This is a genomic window from Maribacter chungangensis (assembly GCF_042676845.1).
GTDB lineage: Bacteria > Bacteroidota > Bacteroidia > Flavobacteriales > Flavobacteriaceae > Maribacter > Maribacter chungangensis.
The window spans coordinates 1017542-1033132 of sequence record NZ_JBHTHY010000003.1; the positions used below are offsets into that span (position 1 = coordinate 1017542).

Below are 15591 nucleotides of genomic sequence, written 5' to 3' on the forward strand. Positions count from 1 at the left end.
CAACGTGTAAAAACCTCCGTTCTATTAGCGTTTTGAGCGTTTTTATTTACTTTTTATCTTTATAAATAATTGATATTCAATATGTTGCGTTTTAGTTAGGAAGAATACCCGTTCGGTAGTTTCTTTCTACCGTTCATCATATTTTATGTTAATATCATCAGCTTCCCTACTAGATTTACATCATCGGACCAACTAAAGGCTTTATTAGTATAGTAGTAGTCTGAAATATGAATCTAATAACCGATTAAAAATAAATCATCATGAAAACAATGGACAGAACAAAAGCAGTAGTATTAAGTATTGGCGTGGTAACGGTAATTGTATCCCTATTTGGAGCCGTATCAAGTTTGAATTTACTGAATTATGTTTTTCCGCTTTATGTGGGCCTAACATTGGTTGGCGTATCGTTACTGCACAAGGAACAATCAAAAACGAATGGGACAAGTACGGAAGTAATAAGGTAAGTAATAACCGCACAGAAAGTGAATTTTACCACTCCTCATAAATGTCTATAGATACTAGTGTCCCACTTTTATATTTACAACCATAACATAACCATACTGATATGAAATACATAACGTACACTATTGAAGATCAAACTTTGGAATTTTATAATTCTATTCTCGGGAGGGAATCAGTTGTTCTGAATGGTAAGAAAATTTCTGAAAAACGCTCCTTTTTTGGAACCGAGCACTACTTTACCATAGGGGAGGATAATTACAGTATTCGTCCTAGTTTGGATTTTTCGTCTATCTGGGGCATAGGATTTAAGTTACACAGGAATGGACTCCCTTTGAATATATCCGGGCAAAGGGTGAAGAAAAACAAATGGATGGTTTTAGCCTTCGTGCTAGCAGGTTTGGCTATCGGATTTAGTGTAGGTTACTACACTGCACTATTAATTTTTTAAAAATATAGATTATGGTAACAATTGTAAAATTACTTTTATCCCTCCTTCTATTACTTTTTCTTTAGGGTGCGGTGTATTCACTTAATGTTTTAGTATCCCCTATATTTGAGGGAAAACAGCAAAATATAATATGGCTTCTTTTATAAAAAGACATAGATGGCACTTTTATTTTTGGTCGGTTCAACTTTTAGGGTGGGGCGGTCTGGTGTTTATCGCTTATGCCTTTACTCCGGATATGGAAGGTTATAAGGGAAGTAAACTATTCTACTATGGACTGATTGCTACGTTTGTGATAGGGATTTCTGCTACAGGGTTGTTGCGTTATTTTTTGAAACGTATTTTAAATTTTGACGAATTCGATTCCAAACAGCTTTTTAAGATCTTAATGGGTATTGCTATTGCAGTTCTCGTTTATTTTGGACTATCCTACGGCTTTGGATACCTGGTAGGCAAGTATACGGACGAAGATGTAAAGATTCCCGAGATGTACAGGGATTTGGGAATTGGCCTCATGTTGGTGAATTCTCTAATTATCATCCTTGGCTGGACGGTTTTCTATTTGTCCGTTAAAATTGCGGTAAAATTAAACGCCAATCGTTTGGAGCGCGCAGAACTTACGAGTACGCTAAGACAAGCACAATTAAATACATTAAAGGGACAGGTCAACCCTCATTTTATGTTCAATAGTCTCAATAATATTAGAGGGCTAATGCTAGAGGATGTCGAAAAATCTAGGGACATGCTCACTAAATTATCGGAAATGCTTAGGTATTCCTTGACCAAAAATAATGTCAACGCCATTGCACTGGAAGAGGAACTGGAGATGGTAGATAATTATATAGCCCTATCCAAAATACAGTTTGAGGACCGACTCGTTTTCACAAAGGAAGTGGATAAAGAAACGCTTGCATTTCAAATTCCGCCCATGATTATACAACTACTTGTAGAAAATGCCGCAAAACACGGTATATCCAATCTTAAGTCTGGCGGTACTATAAAATTGATGACACAAAAAACCGATAATAGTCTTTGTATAAAAGTGATGAATACCGGAAAACTCATAATAAACGATACATCTACTCACTTGGGACTTAAAAACATAAGGCAGCGTTTACGTTTGTTATATGGTGCCAACGCTTCTTTCTTATTGGAGGAAGTAGATGGAGAAGTGGTCGCTACCATAAATATTCCCTTGCCATGAGTGTTATAATAAATGCCGTCATAGTCGAAGACTCCCGTTTGGCCCGTAACGAATTAAAGGAGCTAATAAAAAAATACCCGCAAATTGTTATTTCCGGAGAAGCGGAGAACGTTGATGAGGGATATAAACTAATTCAAGAACATAGACCGGATTTACTTTTTTTAGACATTAATATGCCGGAAAAAGACGGATTTGAATTACTGGAAATGTTGGAAGAGGTGCCCATCACCGTTTTTACTACGGCCTTTGATGAGTACGCCATCAAGTCTTTTGAGTACAACGCCTTGGACTATTTATTAAAGCCTATCAACGAAAAACGTTTTGCCCTGGCTATAGAAAAGGTAGAAGTTAAATTGGCCGAAAAAAGTGAAGTGGCTTCGGCTCCACAGGAAAAGTTAACAGGAAATAGTCAAATTTTCATCAAGGACGGGGAAAAGTGCTGGCTTGTTAAAATTGGGGATATCTCCCACTTTGAAATCGTTGGCAATTACACACGGGTTTTCTTTAAGGATGAAAAACCAATGCTTTATAAATCCTTGAACCAGGTAGAGGAGAAACTCCCCGAACAGCATTTCTTTAGGGCCAATAGACAACAGATCATCAATACCAATTTTATTGCCGATGTGGTGCCCTGGTTCAATGGGAAACTAAAGCTGACCATGCGTAACGGTGCCGAGGTAGAGGTGTCCAGACGCCAATCCTATCTTTTTAAAGACAGGATGAGCCTGTAGCTACTTACGTTTTACACGCACCACATAACTGGCAATAAAATCATCTCCAAGTTTCACATGCGCATCGTAGCTAATGGGTGTGCTAAAATTGTGGGTTAAAACATATTCTTTGCCGTCTTCAATGATTTTTGGGAGTACGTTTCTGCTTGTGCCACCTTTGTTTAAAACTAGGGATAGGTCAGCGATTTCGATAGCCTCCTCCGAACTGAAACGGAAAGATATATCTTCATTCTTCACGATAGTAAGCTGCATTTCTTGTGGAGCTTTAGGTATAATGTTCGCTCTAAAAGCGGCTTTGTAAACCACTGGTCCTTTTAAGAATGCCTCAAAAGTTGGAGGTTGGTCCAGTAAGGACGATTTGATATCCAAAGGATAATGGTTTTTGATAAACAGTTCCGGTGATGCCAAGAAATACCCATCAAAATAGTCCTGCTCAAAACGTGGGCCGTCCGCGTCAAGAATGATTTTTCCGGCAGACCACGTGGCATCGCACAGGTACCATTTGCCGTTTAGTAGAACCGTATTCCAAGAGTGGTTGGGGATGCTGTTCCCATCCAATAGCAAGGTGGCGGTTCTTCCGTAGCCATCCACAATTTTGCTTTTTATCCCTGCCAAAGCAGCTAGTTCCCTAATTAGGTAGGCATAGCCGGTGCAGGCCGTTTTTTTGTGTTTAACCAGGTTTTCAAATACCTTGGGCGTAAAACTGTTGTTCCATTCCCGTAAAGCTGTTGGTTTATCGGATAGTTTTTTACGCTTTTTCTTCGTAGTCAGGTAGGAGCTATAATCGTTTTCAATACTTATACCGACCCATGTGTAAATTGCCCTGAATTTTTCTACATCGGTAGCTAAATGTGCCGTTAGGTTATGGGTCAGTATAGGTAAATTTTCTAAGCTTTCATTTTGATGTTCGTAGGCAATACTATCCGCCTTTGTAAAGTCGATATGCCTAAAATCCGAACGCTGTGCAAGGGAAAGCGAACTCGTACAAAATAGAAGAATCCCGATCCATTTCATTAGTTGAATATGGAAATGAACTTCTGGAAAATATTGGGTTTGGACTCGTAAATTCCATCAACCGTTACTTCCCCCATCAAAAAAATATCCGATGCGTCAAAGTTAATGGTGATGTCCAGGGTATTGGATTCCGCTGAGGTAATGGTATACTCTTTCTTCTCGTATCCAATGTAGCTAAATACCAAGGTGTCATCTACGTTCAATGGCCTAGGGAACTCAAATTTACCGTCAAAATCGGTCTGCACACCTTCCGTACTTCCTTTTAGAATAACGTTCACGCCTGCAAGGGGCAGGTTGTCCTCATCCAGCACCCTGCCTTTTACGGTATAGGATTGTACGGCCATCCGTCCCATAACCGTATTTTGGTAGGTGCTGCCCACTTCCGTTTTTACGCTTTGGTCGTTGGCCACATCTTGGGCCTGAACTTGGGAAACCGCGCACAAGGATAACAGTGAAAAGCCCAAGATCGCCATTCCGCGGGATACCAGGTTGGTCTGTGTAGTATGTTTCATCATCGGTGCATACGTTGTTAACTGGGAGGCTTTAAAGCGCCCACAGGAATTGGTGGAGGTACTCTTGAAATGTTCAAGGATTTCCTCGGGCGACATCGAAGTAAAATCGATGACTTCTTCCTGACAGGAACCGCAGAACCCTCCGCTTGCCGTTGTACTAAAATTACTAAAATTTTCCGAACATGGTTTTTTGATGGAAATCTTGACTGCATTTTTCATAGTGCTGTGGTTTTAGGATTATAGGGCTAAACTAGGTTGCTATGCCTTCCTAAAAAATGAGTCTTGCGTGAAGTACTTGTTTTGATGGGTAAAGTAGTGGCTTGGGTGAGTTTGGTGTTTTTTGCTTATGTTCGTTATGACGCAGTTAATTTAAAGCTGAAAAAATCAACAGTATCCTAGGATGATAAACACCTCAATTGAACATAATCTTTGTGAATACGTCAGAAAAATTGATGATGAAGGAGTATTCAATAAGCAGGATGAAAAGCTAAACGCGGAAGATTTCTTTATGCGTCTATTTGAGCTGATTTACGATTGGAAGAACTTAATCAACCTAAACTATAGCAAAACCAATTCCCCAGGTATAGATTTGTTTGAGACTAGAAAGGGAATTGCTATTCAAATAACTGCTCTTCAAAGTAAAGAAAAAGGAAAAATCGTAGACACGATTGAAAAGACAGTTGAATACCATAAATCAAAAGCAATCAATGAGATTATTTGCTTCTTCATTAGAGATAACAAAGGTTTAAAAAACATAAGCGAAAAAGAACTATCAAAACAGTATGGCTATAAAATCACAATCTCTACAACTAGGCAAATCATTGGTGATTTCCAAAAAATAACTTCTCCAGAAAAAAGATATAGAATTGAAGAGATTGTAAGCCAAGAACTCTCACCTAAATTCAGCGGATTAGGCTCAGTTTATCATTTCAAAAAGTTTAGTGACAGAAATACAAATCAAGAGTACTTAACACCAAAAGAAGCCATATATTTTTCAGCTTTTGAGAAACAGAAGATTAGGGAAATAGCTTCACTTTTCAATAAAAACAAAACGAAGGAATACGCTATTCTTGGAAATCCGTGTAGTGGAAAAACTACATTAGCAGAAGCTATATATAATAACTTTATTCCACATTTTAGAAATAGAACTTTTTATTTAGACCTAACCGACCCAAATATAAATAGCAATAATGTACTTGATGAGATAGGTAAACTTTCCTTTTATCGCTCCACTCTAGTTATTGATAATATTCACGAAAACGTAAACTTATTTAACCGAATTCGAGAAAGGATTAAACCTTTTGAATGGATAAAGGCCATTTATTTATCAAGGTATCACAACTCATATCGTGAAGAAGATATGAGTTCGATTTTTAATGTTTTTAAGGGCATTAAGCAATTCAGATACAATACTGATATAGAATTTAATGAAAAAGCATCAGGAATAATAGATAACAGGATATATAAGTTAAAAAGAGACTTCTCCGAATTTAGTTGGTATAAAGGGGATTTTGAAACAATATTAAAGAATACGAATAGAAATTTATTAAAACTAAATATTGCTCTTGAAACTTGGATTTCGTCTACTAAAAAAGGTAATGCTTTAAAATTTGACCAAGTTAATAATGACCGTATTTATGAGTATTTCTACAGACAACATAGATTAAATGAATTTGATGAAGAATTACTGTTTTTGTATTCATTTCTTTTCAGTCTTGATATTTCATTCTTAAGAATCAAAAACAAATCTGACGAATTTAAAAAGCTAAAGGAAAAGGGGATTATATTAAATTATTCAACTAGTGATTACTATTATTTTCCTCATAAAGATTATGCCTCTTTAATTCACAAAACCTTAATAAGAGAGAAAGATTTAGGCACAACTCCTTTAATCGTACTACTCAAAAACTACATTGATAAATACAAAACAGAAACTGAATTAAACATTACAGAACTAATAGTAAAATTGTTTTTTAATGAACAATTTGAAATTGGTAGAGAATTGATGAATTATGAGAAAGTAATTGAGCTACTTTTTATTAAATTCCAAACCAATATTCGCACATACGAAGTTTACCAATTACAGGAAATATTTTTTCAATCATTCGATTTTTTGTACAGTAACAATCAATTACAGTATTATAATTTATTTACAAAATACTATTCAATACATAAACTCGAGCTATATGTCTATAAAGACTATTCAGTGTATAGCAATTTACTTCAGGTTGCCAATCAATTAAACAAGGAGCTTGCAGATATCGTAAAAACACTCCGAATCAATGAGCAGGCAAATACTAATTCCATTACAGAATTAACAATGCGGATTAGTAAAAAGAAAGCCAACCCTGAGACAGTTAGTAGAATCCTAAACTCATTTAATTTTACTGAGTGGTTGTTAATGATTGAAAAATTGCCCACTCTATCCAGAATCACAAATTCACTTTCAGAGTTAAACACCTCACCATTATCTAAAAAATTGCTCTTAGGGATTATAAACAATTTAAACATTGAGCAACTTGCTAACAAAAGGAATAATTTAAAAGCCGTTCAAATTGCAAAGTCAATTAGAGAACTTGAAAAAATTGATATATCGCTAGGAACAATGATTGCTCAAAATCTTCTGAATAAATTATTGAATGGTTTAAACCTATCCCAATCGATTCTTTCTGATTTTGCAAAGAGCTTATCTGACTTGTCGTCAATTGCACCTGATTTGATTAACACGGAACTTGAAAAGAGTTATAAAAATGGAACTTTCTATAAGTTACTTGAAAATGAAAAAAGTTTAAGTAATATCTCAGCAAGAATATTAGAGTTAAACACCATAATTAAGGATAACAAAGAGCCTTTTTTAAAGGTTATTAATGAATTTTTAGCTTCTGAAAAATTCAAGCTTTTAATCAAAAATGAAAGCAATATCAATAGCCTTCTAATATTCTATGAATTAGTAAAAAAGAGACAAATTCAAATTACTAAAGATTTATCTAATCAACTTTTGAGTAATACTAAGCAGCAGGTTTTAAACTGTGATTTCGATATTACAATTCTATCTAATCCAAAAGCATTAAACCTACCTGAACTTAAGAGCAGAATTAAAAATGAAATATCAACTGAGCTTTTAAATAAGATTATTTGTGGTTCAAAATTTACTGTTACCAAATCTTTGTTTCTTGTATTAAACAGAGTGGATAAAGAGAAAACAATACAAGCACTAAATAACTCAGATATAAATATATTTTGTGCTTCAATGTGTCATAAGGAACTTAATATCAGCCAATCTATTGATGCTTTATATACCATAAAAAACAATACAATTATTGATAATGACCTGAACTCAAAAAAGTTTTGTGCTAACTTATTAGACAGGTATTTAATGTTCCAACGTGCAGATACCTACCAATACAATAGATTAAACTTTGGGGATTTTCTGAAAGCCTTTGACTTTTCCTTAAAAATTGACTTCGATATAGCTTTAAAACATTTTGAAAATGACTTTCTAAAAAAACTAAAAGTATCCAATAACAAAAATTTGACTATTTCTTCGCTATTTCAGTCATTGCGAAGAATAGAAGATTTGACAGAGAGTAAATACAAAAAGGAAATTAGAGATTTTTTAAAATTGTATAAGCCAAAGTTTTTAAATGGGATTAAAAACGAAGACTTAGCCAAAACAACTTCTGGACTAGTTGAATTGAGCAAATGTGACTTTAAGGATTATGCAGATGAATTGCTTTATGATGCTAGGAATATTGTTTTAAGTAAAATAAGACAATTGAATAGAGATAAAATATTGAAAGCAAAAATATTTCCCGACATTGAAAAGATTGCTATTAGAAAAGCGAAAATAATATTAACAGAAATAAAAGCCTACCGTTAATAAGGGATTCTATTGGCGTACGCAGTCTATCTTTTTTCGGTCATAAGCAAATCAACGTGGATTTCTTTTCAACCTAAAACCATAGCAACCCAAAACTATTCCTCAACTAGTACCCGTACCCCCTCGGAGTGACTACTAAATTCCGGCGCATACATACTCTGTATCGTAGTGATGCCATTGCTGAAATTCCCCGCATTGTTTACCCGAACATCATATTCAAAGACATAAACGCCCTTGGGAAGGTAATCAAAAAAGAAATTGGTGCTGGCGTCTTTTGTGGCCTCGTAATAACCCAAGCCGTCTTGCCATTTGTATCTGGAAATGACGTTTACGGGCTCAAAACCGGCGGCTCGCATATCCTTCATGTGAACAAATTCCATGGGGCGGTCGGCGCGTAGCTCAATACGGACACGGACCAGATCGCCAACGTTTAAACTTGTATTATTGGTGATTTCGGAGATTTCCTCTCCGGTAGCCGTATTTTTCTTTAAAAACAGTTTCTTTTTCAATTTCAAAGGGGTTTCAGCGGAGGTAATCTTGTCCAAATCCTCAAAATATTGCCAGTATAACGCACCCCAGGCAATGCCGTCGCCTTTTTTGGAAATTTGTACCTCGGCCATTTTGGGCTGTACTTCCGACCCGTTCCAAGCGGTTTTATAGTAGCCCGTTCCTGCCTCGACTTTCACGTTTTCCAGTTTGGCCGGTTCTATTTTTTCGCCCCCTACCAAAATAGCAACGGCATCGGTAACGGATAACCAATCACTACCTTGGAGTAATAGGGCATAAACCGCTTCGGTGGTGGCCTTGGTTGTTTTCCATTGGTTGGTCTGTTTGTTCTTCAACAACCAAATTTTCAGATTGTCAATGGTTTTTATGTCGTTAGGGTGGATTTCGGCAAAGGCTTCTATCAATAAAGCTTGGGTTTCTATCGGGGCTTGGTACCAATGCCACGAGCTGGTATTTTCTCTCCAGTACATGCCCAACTCATCCGAAGTAATGCTGTTTTCCTCTAAAGCCCTAAGTATTTTCTCGGAAGTTTCAGTGTCGGCAGAGCGGTGCATGATCAAGGCCAGCATCCCTTTAGCGTACAATCCTTTGTTTTTCCAATATTTTCGCGCTTGTCCTTTATAATAATCTTGGATGTCGTTAACCTTTTTGGATGTTTTAATGTCCTTGAAAAAACTACGCATGTACAAATAATGAATCTGGGTCTGGCTCAAATGGTCGTCATTGATATTCGTAGCGTACTTTTTCATTTGCTGATACTCTTCAACAAACTGGGCGTCCAAATATTGAATGGCTTTTTGAAGCATATTGCCATTTAGCGCTTCAACGGAGCCTGGCCTGAGCACCGAAGAAGGGCTCAGCGTGACATTGAGTTGTTTTAAGTGTCCCATCCCGGCAATAATATGTTGGGTTACAAAGCGGCTGTCCGGACCACCATTGAACCACGCCCAAGCGCCCGAACCTTTTTGGTTCTGACGTAACTTGTTCAGAGCGGTAGTCTGCTCATTTTTCATTTTGTCCAAGTTGAACAATAAAGCAATACGTTTTTTCTGCTCGGTTTCGGACTGCGCATCACGTAACCAGAGTGTTTCCTGTATCAAGAGGGATTTCAATTCTTCATTTTTCTCCAGATTGCTCAACAGTGCATCGGAATTTGCCCATTGTTTAAATACGGCCTGAATCCGAGGATTGCTATTGGCAATATGGCTGGCCAAGGCATTCGCATAGTATTTGGAGAAGGTCTGCTCGTTGCACTCGTAGGGATATTCCATCAAATAGGGCAGTGCCTGTACCGCATACCAAGCAGGATTGCTGGTTACCTCTAAAGTCAGTTTGTGATGTTTTAGCGTTGTGGACCGGGTCGTTTTTAACTTATCCAGCGTAAAGGTTTTGGTTTGCTTACTTCGCACCCACATCGGTAGGGTCTCCGTTACCAACATGCGATTGGTCAATACGGGTAACAGGTTTTGTTCCCCATCACTAAAACCACCCGCTTTGGCCGTTACGGTATATTGCACGGCTTGTATGTTTTCCGGGATTTGCAAACGCCATGATACTTGGGTGTTGCCCATGGAGTCGACTTTGAACGCCCCCTCTAACTCCCCCGAAAGGGGAGAACTCATGAGATCACCGCTTATGTCTTTTCCTGTGATTGCATCTATCAATTGCAATCTCGCAACTCCTGATAGTGTTTTTTCCGTGAGATTTGTAATTTTTGAGCTGATTACAATTTCATCGCCCTCTCGCAAAAATCGAGGTGCATTGGGGGTTACCATCAACTCTTTTTGTGTTACCGTTTGTAGGGTGCGATAGGAACTTTCTAGGTTCTTGGTATGCGCCAATAATTGTAAATTCCATTTGGTCAAGGCCTCCGGTGTTGTAAAACTAAAGGAGATGCTGCCTTCCGCATTGGTCTGTAATTGCGGGAAGAAGAAAGCGGTTTCCTGTAGGTTCTTTCGAATTTGAATTTCTTCTTTTTTGTTGTTCTTATTTTGTTCCTCTGGTCTTTCTGGACCGAGTGGGTTAGCTTTTGATTCGAGTCTAAAAGATATGTCGGCCTCTATGGGAGCGCCTGCAACGGACTCCTCAAGTGCCACATCATCCATCATCATCTCAGTTGTTGCTCCAGGAGCACCTTTTTTCATCATTCTACTAGTAACACCACTTGCATAACCACGAATTCGTACAGTATTACCAAAATAAAATCCAAACCAATTAAAAGAATCAAAACTTGGATTTGAGTAACCAAAGGATTCATTATCCTGATAGGCGGTAAAGGAACTGTTCGTAAAGCAACGCCGCGCATTTACGCGTCTATAGGAATAATAGGTAGGTTTCACCAAGGGGTTAAAACTCCAATAATGGCCTCTAAAGGCATCCAAAGAGGCATCGTACATGCTCGCCAACAGTTCGGCGGCAACTTTATCTCCTTTTGGGCCTTTGATTTTAAAAGACCAGGTTTCATCCGTACCCGGCTGTAGTTTGTCCCTAAATGTTAGGGTTTCGATCTGTAGATCGGTACTGGGGTAGGGCACTTGAATGTTCAAGGTGCCAGATTCAAAATGGTTGTAAACGGCATAGCTATAGGAAATGGCGAACCCTCCCATATCCTCGGCTCGTACCGGTACGGTAAAGCTGGCGGAATTTTTATTCAACCTGATGATTTTTGTGTCCAAGATCTTATGGTTCTTTTCAATGGCTACGGTTACGGCTATGTTTTCGGCATTGGAAAACAGGGTCACTTTTGCTTTGTCACCGGGCGTATAGCTGTTTTTGTCCGTAGTAATCTTGAACAACTGATTATCGGCTAGTTTTTGATCGTTAGGGCTAAATAGGGTGGTTTCCAAAACATCCTTTACTTCCTGACCAAATTTATCCTTACTTACCAATTCCAGCATATATTTACCGGACACCCATCTTCTGATATTCCCCAATGTGAGTTCTTTGGATTTTCCGGTGTCGAAGTCTGACTGCCAAACAAGGGCTCCTTTTTCCCAGGTTGAAGCGTCATGTTCATTGGTAAAGGCGTCATTGGGATACAGTTCCTCGAACTCGGATTTTGTAAAACCGGCATAATCGGGTGCCGCCCACTTGCGCGGTCGTAATACCTGCTCGGGCGCTTTTAGTTTATACATTTTAACCGTGCCTTTGGCGGGCGTGAATTGACCGTTGAGGTTGTTCGTTGCAATGAATAATTTCTGGTCCTTATTTTCTTTGTCCAATGGGTTTGGAAGCATCATATTGGCGGTCATAGTATGATAGCCAACAGTAACAAAGGTAGTGGTACTATGCGTTTCCCCATTTATATCTGTCACATCTGCGGTTACCTCATAATTGAACGTGGGCAAGTTCTTTTTGTCGGTGGTATTGTCCGGTAAAGCCTTAAAGTTTATGGAATAGGCGCCGGAACCATCTGTTTTTGTTTCACCAAAAGCGATTTCTTGGGGCGTTGTATTTCTGTAGGAGTAGCGCCAGTAGTACCATCTGGGATAGTACACCGAGCGTTTTACGCGATAGGAAACCTTGGCATCGGTAATACTGCTTCCCGCATACGCTGTTGCGGTTCCGGTTACGATAACGCTGTCGTTAACCTTATAACTTTCGGTAATTGGTTCAAAAGAAGTCTCGAATTTAGGCCGTTTGTATTCCTCAACCGAAAAATTGGCATATCCGTTTAGGTTATATGCTTTGGAACGCGCTTGTAACGAAAACTGACCTGTAAGTCCGTTGCTGGGCAAGATAAATTCCCCGGAAAAGGAACCGTATTCGTTAGTTTTAAAATCGGTGGTATTCACTGCTTGTCCGTTAACGTCCTTAAGGGTAACGGAAACGGTAGTATTCGCTAAAATCGCGGAGCTTTCTTGGGCGCGTTTTAGGGCAATTCCCTTAAAATATAAGGCTTGTCCCGGTCTGTAAACACTCCTGTCCGTAAACAGGAAACAGGGGTAGGACGGGCTGGGCGTGTTTTGGTCATAGCCTCTGTAAAGGTAATAATTGCTGTAAAAAGCAGTATCCTTTTCGTGTGTGACGGTGATACTAACATCACTCCATTCTTTCTCCGCTCTTTGTATAGAGACCATTCCCGTTTTATCGGAAACCAGTGTTTTTCTCAGTCGTTTGCCATCATAGTTAAGACGGTAGCGAAAGGTCAATGTTGCCCCGGCGATTGGTGTTCCGTTGTTTCGATGCACCACTTGATACTCCTGGTGGGTTTCGGTCTGTGTTTCTACCAATGCCAAATTAGTGGCTTGCACCTGGGTGTAGGCAAAGGTCTTGTCGGTTTCGTCCTTTGGTTCCGCTAAGATGATGTATTCCCCATTATCCAAAGGAGGTAGGGATATCTCGGTGCTGTGGGATTGGTAATCGTTTTCATTTTTGAGTGTCCCCTCCCATGTTTTTACAATGGATAATTTTTTTATAAAGGCCAATTTCTTTTCCTTCGGATATAAATCTTCAAGTATATTCCATTGTTTTTCGGTGATACGGCGAGCGGTTAATTGCAGGCCATTGTAGTTTTTGTAGTTCACCAATAATCGCCCTGTTTTATTAATGGGGATATGCCGTTCCGTAGTCAATTGTACACTACGGGAAAGTATCTGGGTCTTTAAAGCTTTACATTTTTCTGCGCCGCGACTTTCGGGAATTTCTTTGATGACCTGCTCACACAATTCTAGTGCTGCTTTGGTTTTCCAACGCTTATCTTCGTTAGTCTTGGGTTGGTAGGTATTTCCTTGTTGATTTAGAAGTACGGCTTGCTCGTATAGGTACAATCCGGCTGCAGGTTTCCCCTTTACAGTCGACGCCCCATTTTTAAGCTCCTCTAGATACCGCTCGTCCTTATTCTCAAAAACAGCATGTTGGTATACGAACTTCAGCCTTTGGATATTGACTTCCGCAAAGCGATATGGATGTGTTGATGGTAGGTGCAGTGCCAAAAGTTGCTGAAATATGCACAAGGCTTTGGCCTGTAAGGAGGTGTTGTCGGCAGTTTCAATATTCAATTGTGTGAAGGCATCTCCATGGCTTAAAAACGCTGGATTGTCAATTTCAAACTTGTCCGCAGGTCTTGTAATGCTATTTTCATTGGTGCTACAGAAGGTAAGCGCATTTTGTGCCAAGAGGTCAAAGAGGGTTGGGCGGTAATCTTCCGAGCCTTTTTGCCGGTGTAAAATAGCATTAAAACTGGATACGGAAACGGTCTTTAATTGGGATTCATTTTCCAAAGAACGCTCAAAATGGGTGTCGATTTCCTGGAACAAGGTCGTTAAGTCCCAGGTCCTGAAATCCACGGAATCAACCTTTACATCGGTTTTGGACCGGTTGTAAAATCGATATCTATTTTGTTGAAAGAATTGCCAGTATAAGTTGGCCAAATAGTTTTCCAGCACATTTTTAGCAGGGAATTCGGTTTGATCTATTTCCCTCTTAAAGTCATTTACGATGTTCAATTGGGCATCTTCTTCCAGGATCATGGCATACTTTGACGTATACAGTAAGGCCTTAACGATCTGCGGTGCATTCTTTTCTTTTTTGGCCTTTTCGGAAATGGAGTTCACAGTCTTTAAAGCTGATTTTGTTAGCGCCTCCCTCTCCAGCTTTTCGACTTGTTGCCAAAGTGTTTCAAAGGATTCTTTGTTTTGTTGCGATGGTGCCATTTGAGAAAATAGGAGTATCGTTATAAGTGTTACAATATGTTTCATTACGGATTGATTAGGCTATACGCTTCAATGAGAACGGTGTACCGCCAAGTTGCGTATGCAGTTACAAAGTTACATACAAAGATGTAGCCAAAGTTCCCTGTAAACAATGAAAAGTGAGGGAACGGTACTTTTGGGTAAGGGAATAGTACAGTAAAAGCCTAAGCTGCCGGTAAGTGTTAAAACGAAGTATTGGCCAAGTTGGGTGGAAGGCTTTGGTCCTTGCAGTCTAGGTCAATTGCGGATGCGCTATCAATTTGTGTACCTTTTCCAGAGCTTGGTTAAAGGCAACTTTTGAGAATGGTTTGGATAAGAATTCGATACTCCCGCGTTCGGCGGTAAGCGGTTTAAACCCAATTTTGGTAGATGTGGAGATCACATGTATTTTTTGACCGAACATGGATAAAAAAGAAAGTCCGTTCATCCATGGCATTTCTATGTCCGTCATAAGGACATTGGCACTGTTCACCTGTAAATAAATCCAAGCGTCCATGGCATCTGTGAAGGTAGCCACACTTTCTACTTGGGGGTGTGCTTTCGCCAATTTCTCTGCTATGGATAGCCACAATGTAGAATCATCTACGATAACAAGGTCGATTTTCATGCTGTAAATCCTTAATTCTGTAAACAAACTTAGAGCATTTCTACATCGGAGTTTAATTTAAGGGACGAATGTATAAAAAGGGTGTATGAACGGTACTTTTAACCCAGATTAAATGGTAGAATTTGTGGTGCAGCTCCAAGCTTATTTAAGTGTTGTGGTTGTATTACTTTTCTCGATCGGGCCTAAGCGATACTCCGCTTAACCATAGCGGTGTTATGCCAAAAGTCGATGTAATCTTTGTATTAAGCGTATCTCGATGCTTCATAACGAAGTTCCAACACATTATTTGGGTTAAATTGAGAAATGGTATTATAACCTTTTTCCAACACATTGTTTGGGTTTAAGCCCACGCATGGTTTTCTTTATATCATGGGGCAAAACCAAGTATGGCATGAGCATTAACGAGAACCACCAATTTTAAGTGTTTTGCCTTCCTGTGCTTCCGTTGAGGGATAATCAAACTCCTGTGTGTAATTATGGTTACCGGTGAATTCCGTTCCAAAAGATTGGTAAAACGAGAAAAACACGTGGTTAAG

General features: G+C 38.9%; 9 protein-coding genes. 5 read left to right on the forward strand and 4 right to left on the reverse strand.

Annotation, left to right across the window (positions count from 1 at the left end; all coding sequences use genetic code 11):
* The first annotated feature begins 260 nt into the window (after nt 1-260).
* From ACFQZJ_RS04205 to ACFQZJ_RS04220, 4 genes are all read left to right on the forward strand, one after another.
* Complete coding sequence (locus ACFQZJ_RS04205) at nt 261-464, forward strand: hypothetical protein (protein WP_379932535.1); 204 nt, start codon at nt 261-263, stop codon at nt 462-464.
* Between the two features lie 101 nt (nt 465-565).
* The gene (locus ACFQZJ_RS04210) at nt 566-910 is read left to right on the forward strand and encodes a hypothetical protein (protein WP_379932537.1); all 345 of its coding nucleotides are present in this window, start codon (nt 566-568) and stop codon (nt 908-910) included.
* A gap of 130 nt (nt 911-1040) precedes the next feature.
* Nucleotides 1041-2111, forward strand: a complete 1071-nt coding sequence (locus tag ACFQZJ_RS04215; protein WP_379932539.1) for a sensor histidine kinase — start codon at nt 1041-1043, stop codon at nt 2109-2111.
* Entirely contained in the window at nt 2108-2842 is a 735-nt protein-coding gene (locus ACFQZJ_RS04220; RefSeq protein WP_379932541.1) for a LytR/AlgR family response regulator transcription factor, read from the forward strand. Before ACFQZJ_RS04215 ends, ACFQZJ_RS04220 begins: the two co-directional genes overlap by 4 nt.
* Here the strand turns inward: ACFQZJ_RS04220 and ACFQZJ_RS04225 are convergent, their stop codons facing one another.
* Together ACFQZJ_RS04225 and ACFQZJ_RS04230 are read right to left on the reverse strand one after the other, a co-directional pair.
* On the reverse strand, nt 2843-3856 hold the full coding sequence (locus ACFQZJ_RS04225; RefSeq protein WP_379932542.1) for a transglutaminase domain-containing protein: 1014 nt from the start codon (nt 3854-3856) through the stop codon (nt 2843-2845). It lies immediately after the preceding gene.
* A complete protein-coding gene (locus ACFQZJ_RS04230) occupies nt 3856-4587 on the reverse strand; it encodes a carboxypeptidase-like regulatory domain-containing protein (protein WP_379932543.1) in 732 nt (243 codons plus the stop codon). Before ACFQZJ_RS04230 ends, ACFQZJ_RS04225 begins: the two co-directional genes overlap by 1 nt.
* Nucleotides 4588-4768: 181 nt before the next feature.
* Between ACFQZJ_RS04230 and ACFQZJ_RS04235 the strand changes: the two genes are divergently transcribed.
* Nucleotides 4769-8248, forward strand: a complete 3480-nt coding sequence (locus ACFQZJ_RS04235) for an SMEK domain-containing protein (RefSeq protein WP_379932545.1) — start codon at nt 4769-4771, stop codon at nt 8246-8248.
* Between the two features lie 95 nt (nt 8249-8343).
* Here ACFQZJ_RS04235 and ACFQZJ_RS04240 read toward each other — a convergent pair whose 3' ends face one another.
* Together ACFQZJ_RS04240 and ACFQZJ_RS04245 are read right to left on the reverse strand one after the other, a co-directional pair.
* On the reverse strand, nt 8344-14454 hold the full coding sequence (locus ACFQZJ_RS04240; RefSeq protein ID WP_379932546.1) for an alpha-2-macroglobulin family protein: 6111 nt from the start codon (nt 14452-14454) through the stop codon (nt 8344-8346).
* 226 nt (nt 14455-14680) lie between these two features.
* On the reverse strand, nt 14681-15055 hold the full coding sequence (locus ACFQZJ_RS04245) for a LytR/AlgR family response regulator transcription factor (protein ID WP_379932547.1): 375 nt from the start codon (nt 15053-15055) through the stop codon (nt 14681-14683).
* Nucleotides 15056-15591 lie beyond the last annotated feature (536 nt).

Excerpts from the sequence above, each read along its gene's own strand:
- ACFQZJ_RS04205 (WP_379932535.1), top strand. The coding sequence starts at position 261 with ATGAAAACAATGGACAGAACAAAAGCAGTAGTATTAAGTATTGGCGTG.
- ACFQZJ_RS04210 (WP_379932537.1), top strand. The coding sequence starts at position 566 with ATGAAATACATAACGTACACTATTGAAGATCAAACTTTGGAATTTTAT.
- ACFQZJ_RS04215 (WP_379932539.1), top strand. The coding sequence starts at position 1,041 with ATGGCTTCTTTTATAAAAAGACATAGATGGCACTTTTATTTTTGGTCG.
- ACFQZJ_RS04220 (WP_379932541.1), top strand. The coding sequence starts at position 2,108 with ATGAGTGTTATAATAAATGCCGTCATAGTCGAAGACTCCCGTTTGGCC.
- ACFQZJ_RS04225 (WP_379932542.1), bottom strand. The coding sequence starts at position 3,856 with ATGAAATGGATCGGGATTCTTCTATTTTGTACGAGTTCGCTTTCCCTT.
- ACFQZJ_RS04230 (WP_379932543.1), bottom strand. The coding sequence starts at position 4,587 with ATGAAAAATGCAGTCAAGATTTCCATCAAAAAACCATGTTCGGAAAAT.
- ACFQZJ_RS04235 (WP_379932545.1), top strand. The coding sequence starts at position 4,769 with ATGATAAACACCTCAATTGAACATAATCTTTGTGAATACGTCAGAAAA.
- ACFQZJ_RS04240 (WP_379932546.1), bottom strand. The coding sequence starts at position 14,454 with ATGAAACATATTGTAACACTTATAACGATACTCCTATTTTCTCAAATG.
- ACFQZJ_RS04245 (WP_379932547.1), bottom strand. The coding sequence starts at position 15,055 with ATGAAAATCGACCTTGTTATCGTAGATGATTCTACATTGTGGCTATCC.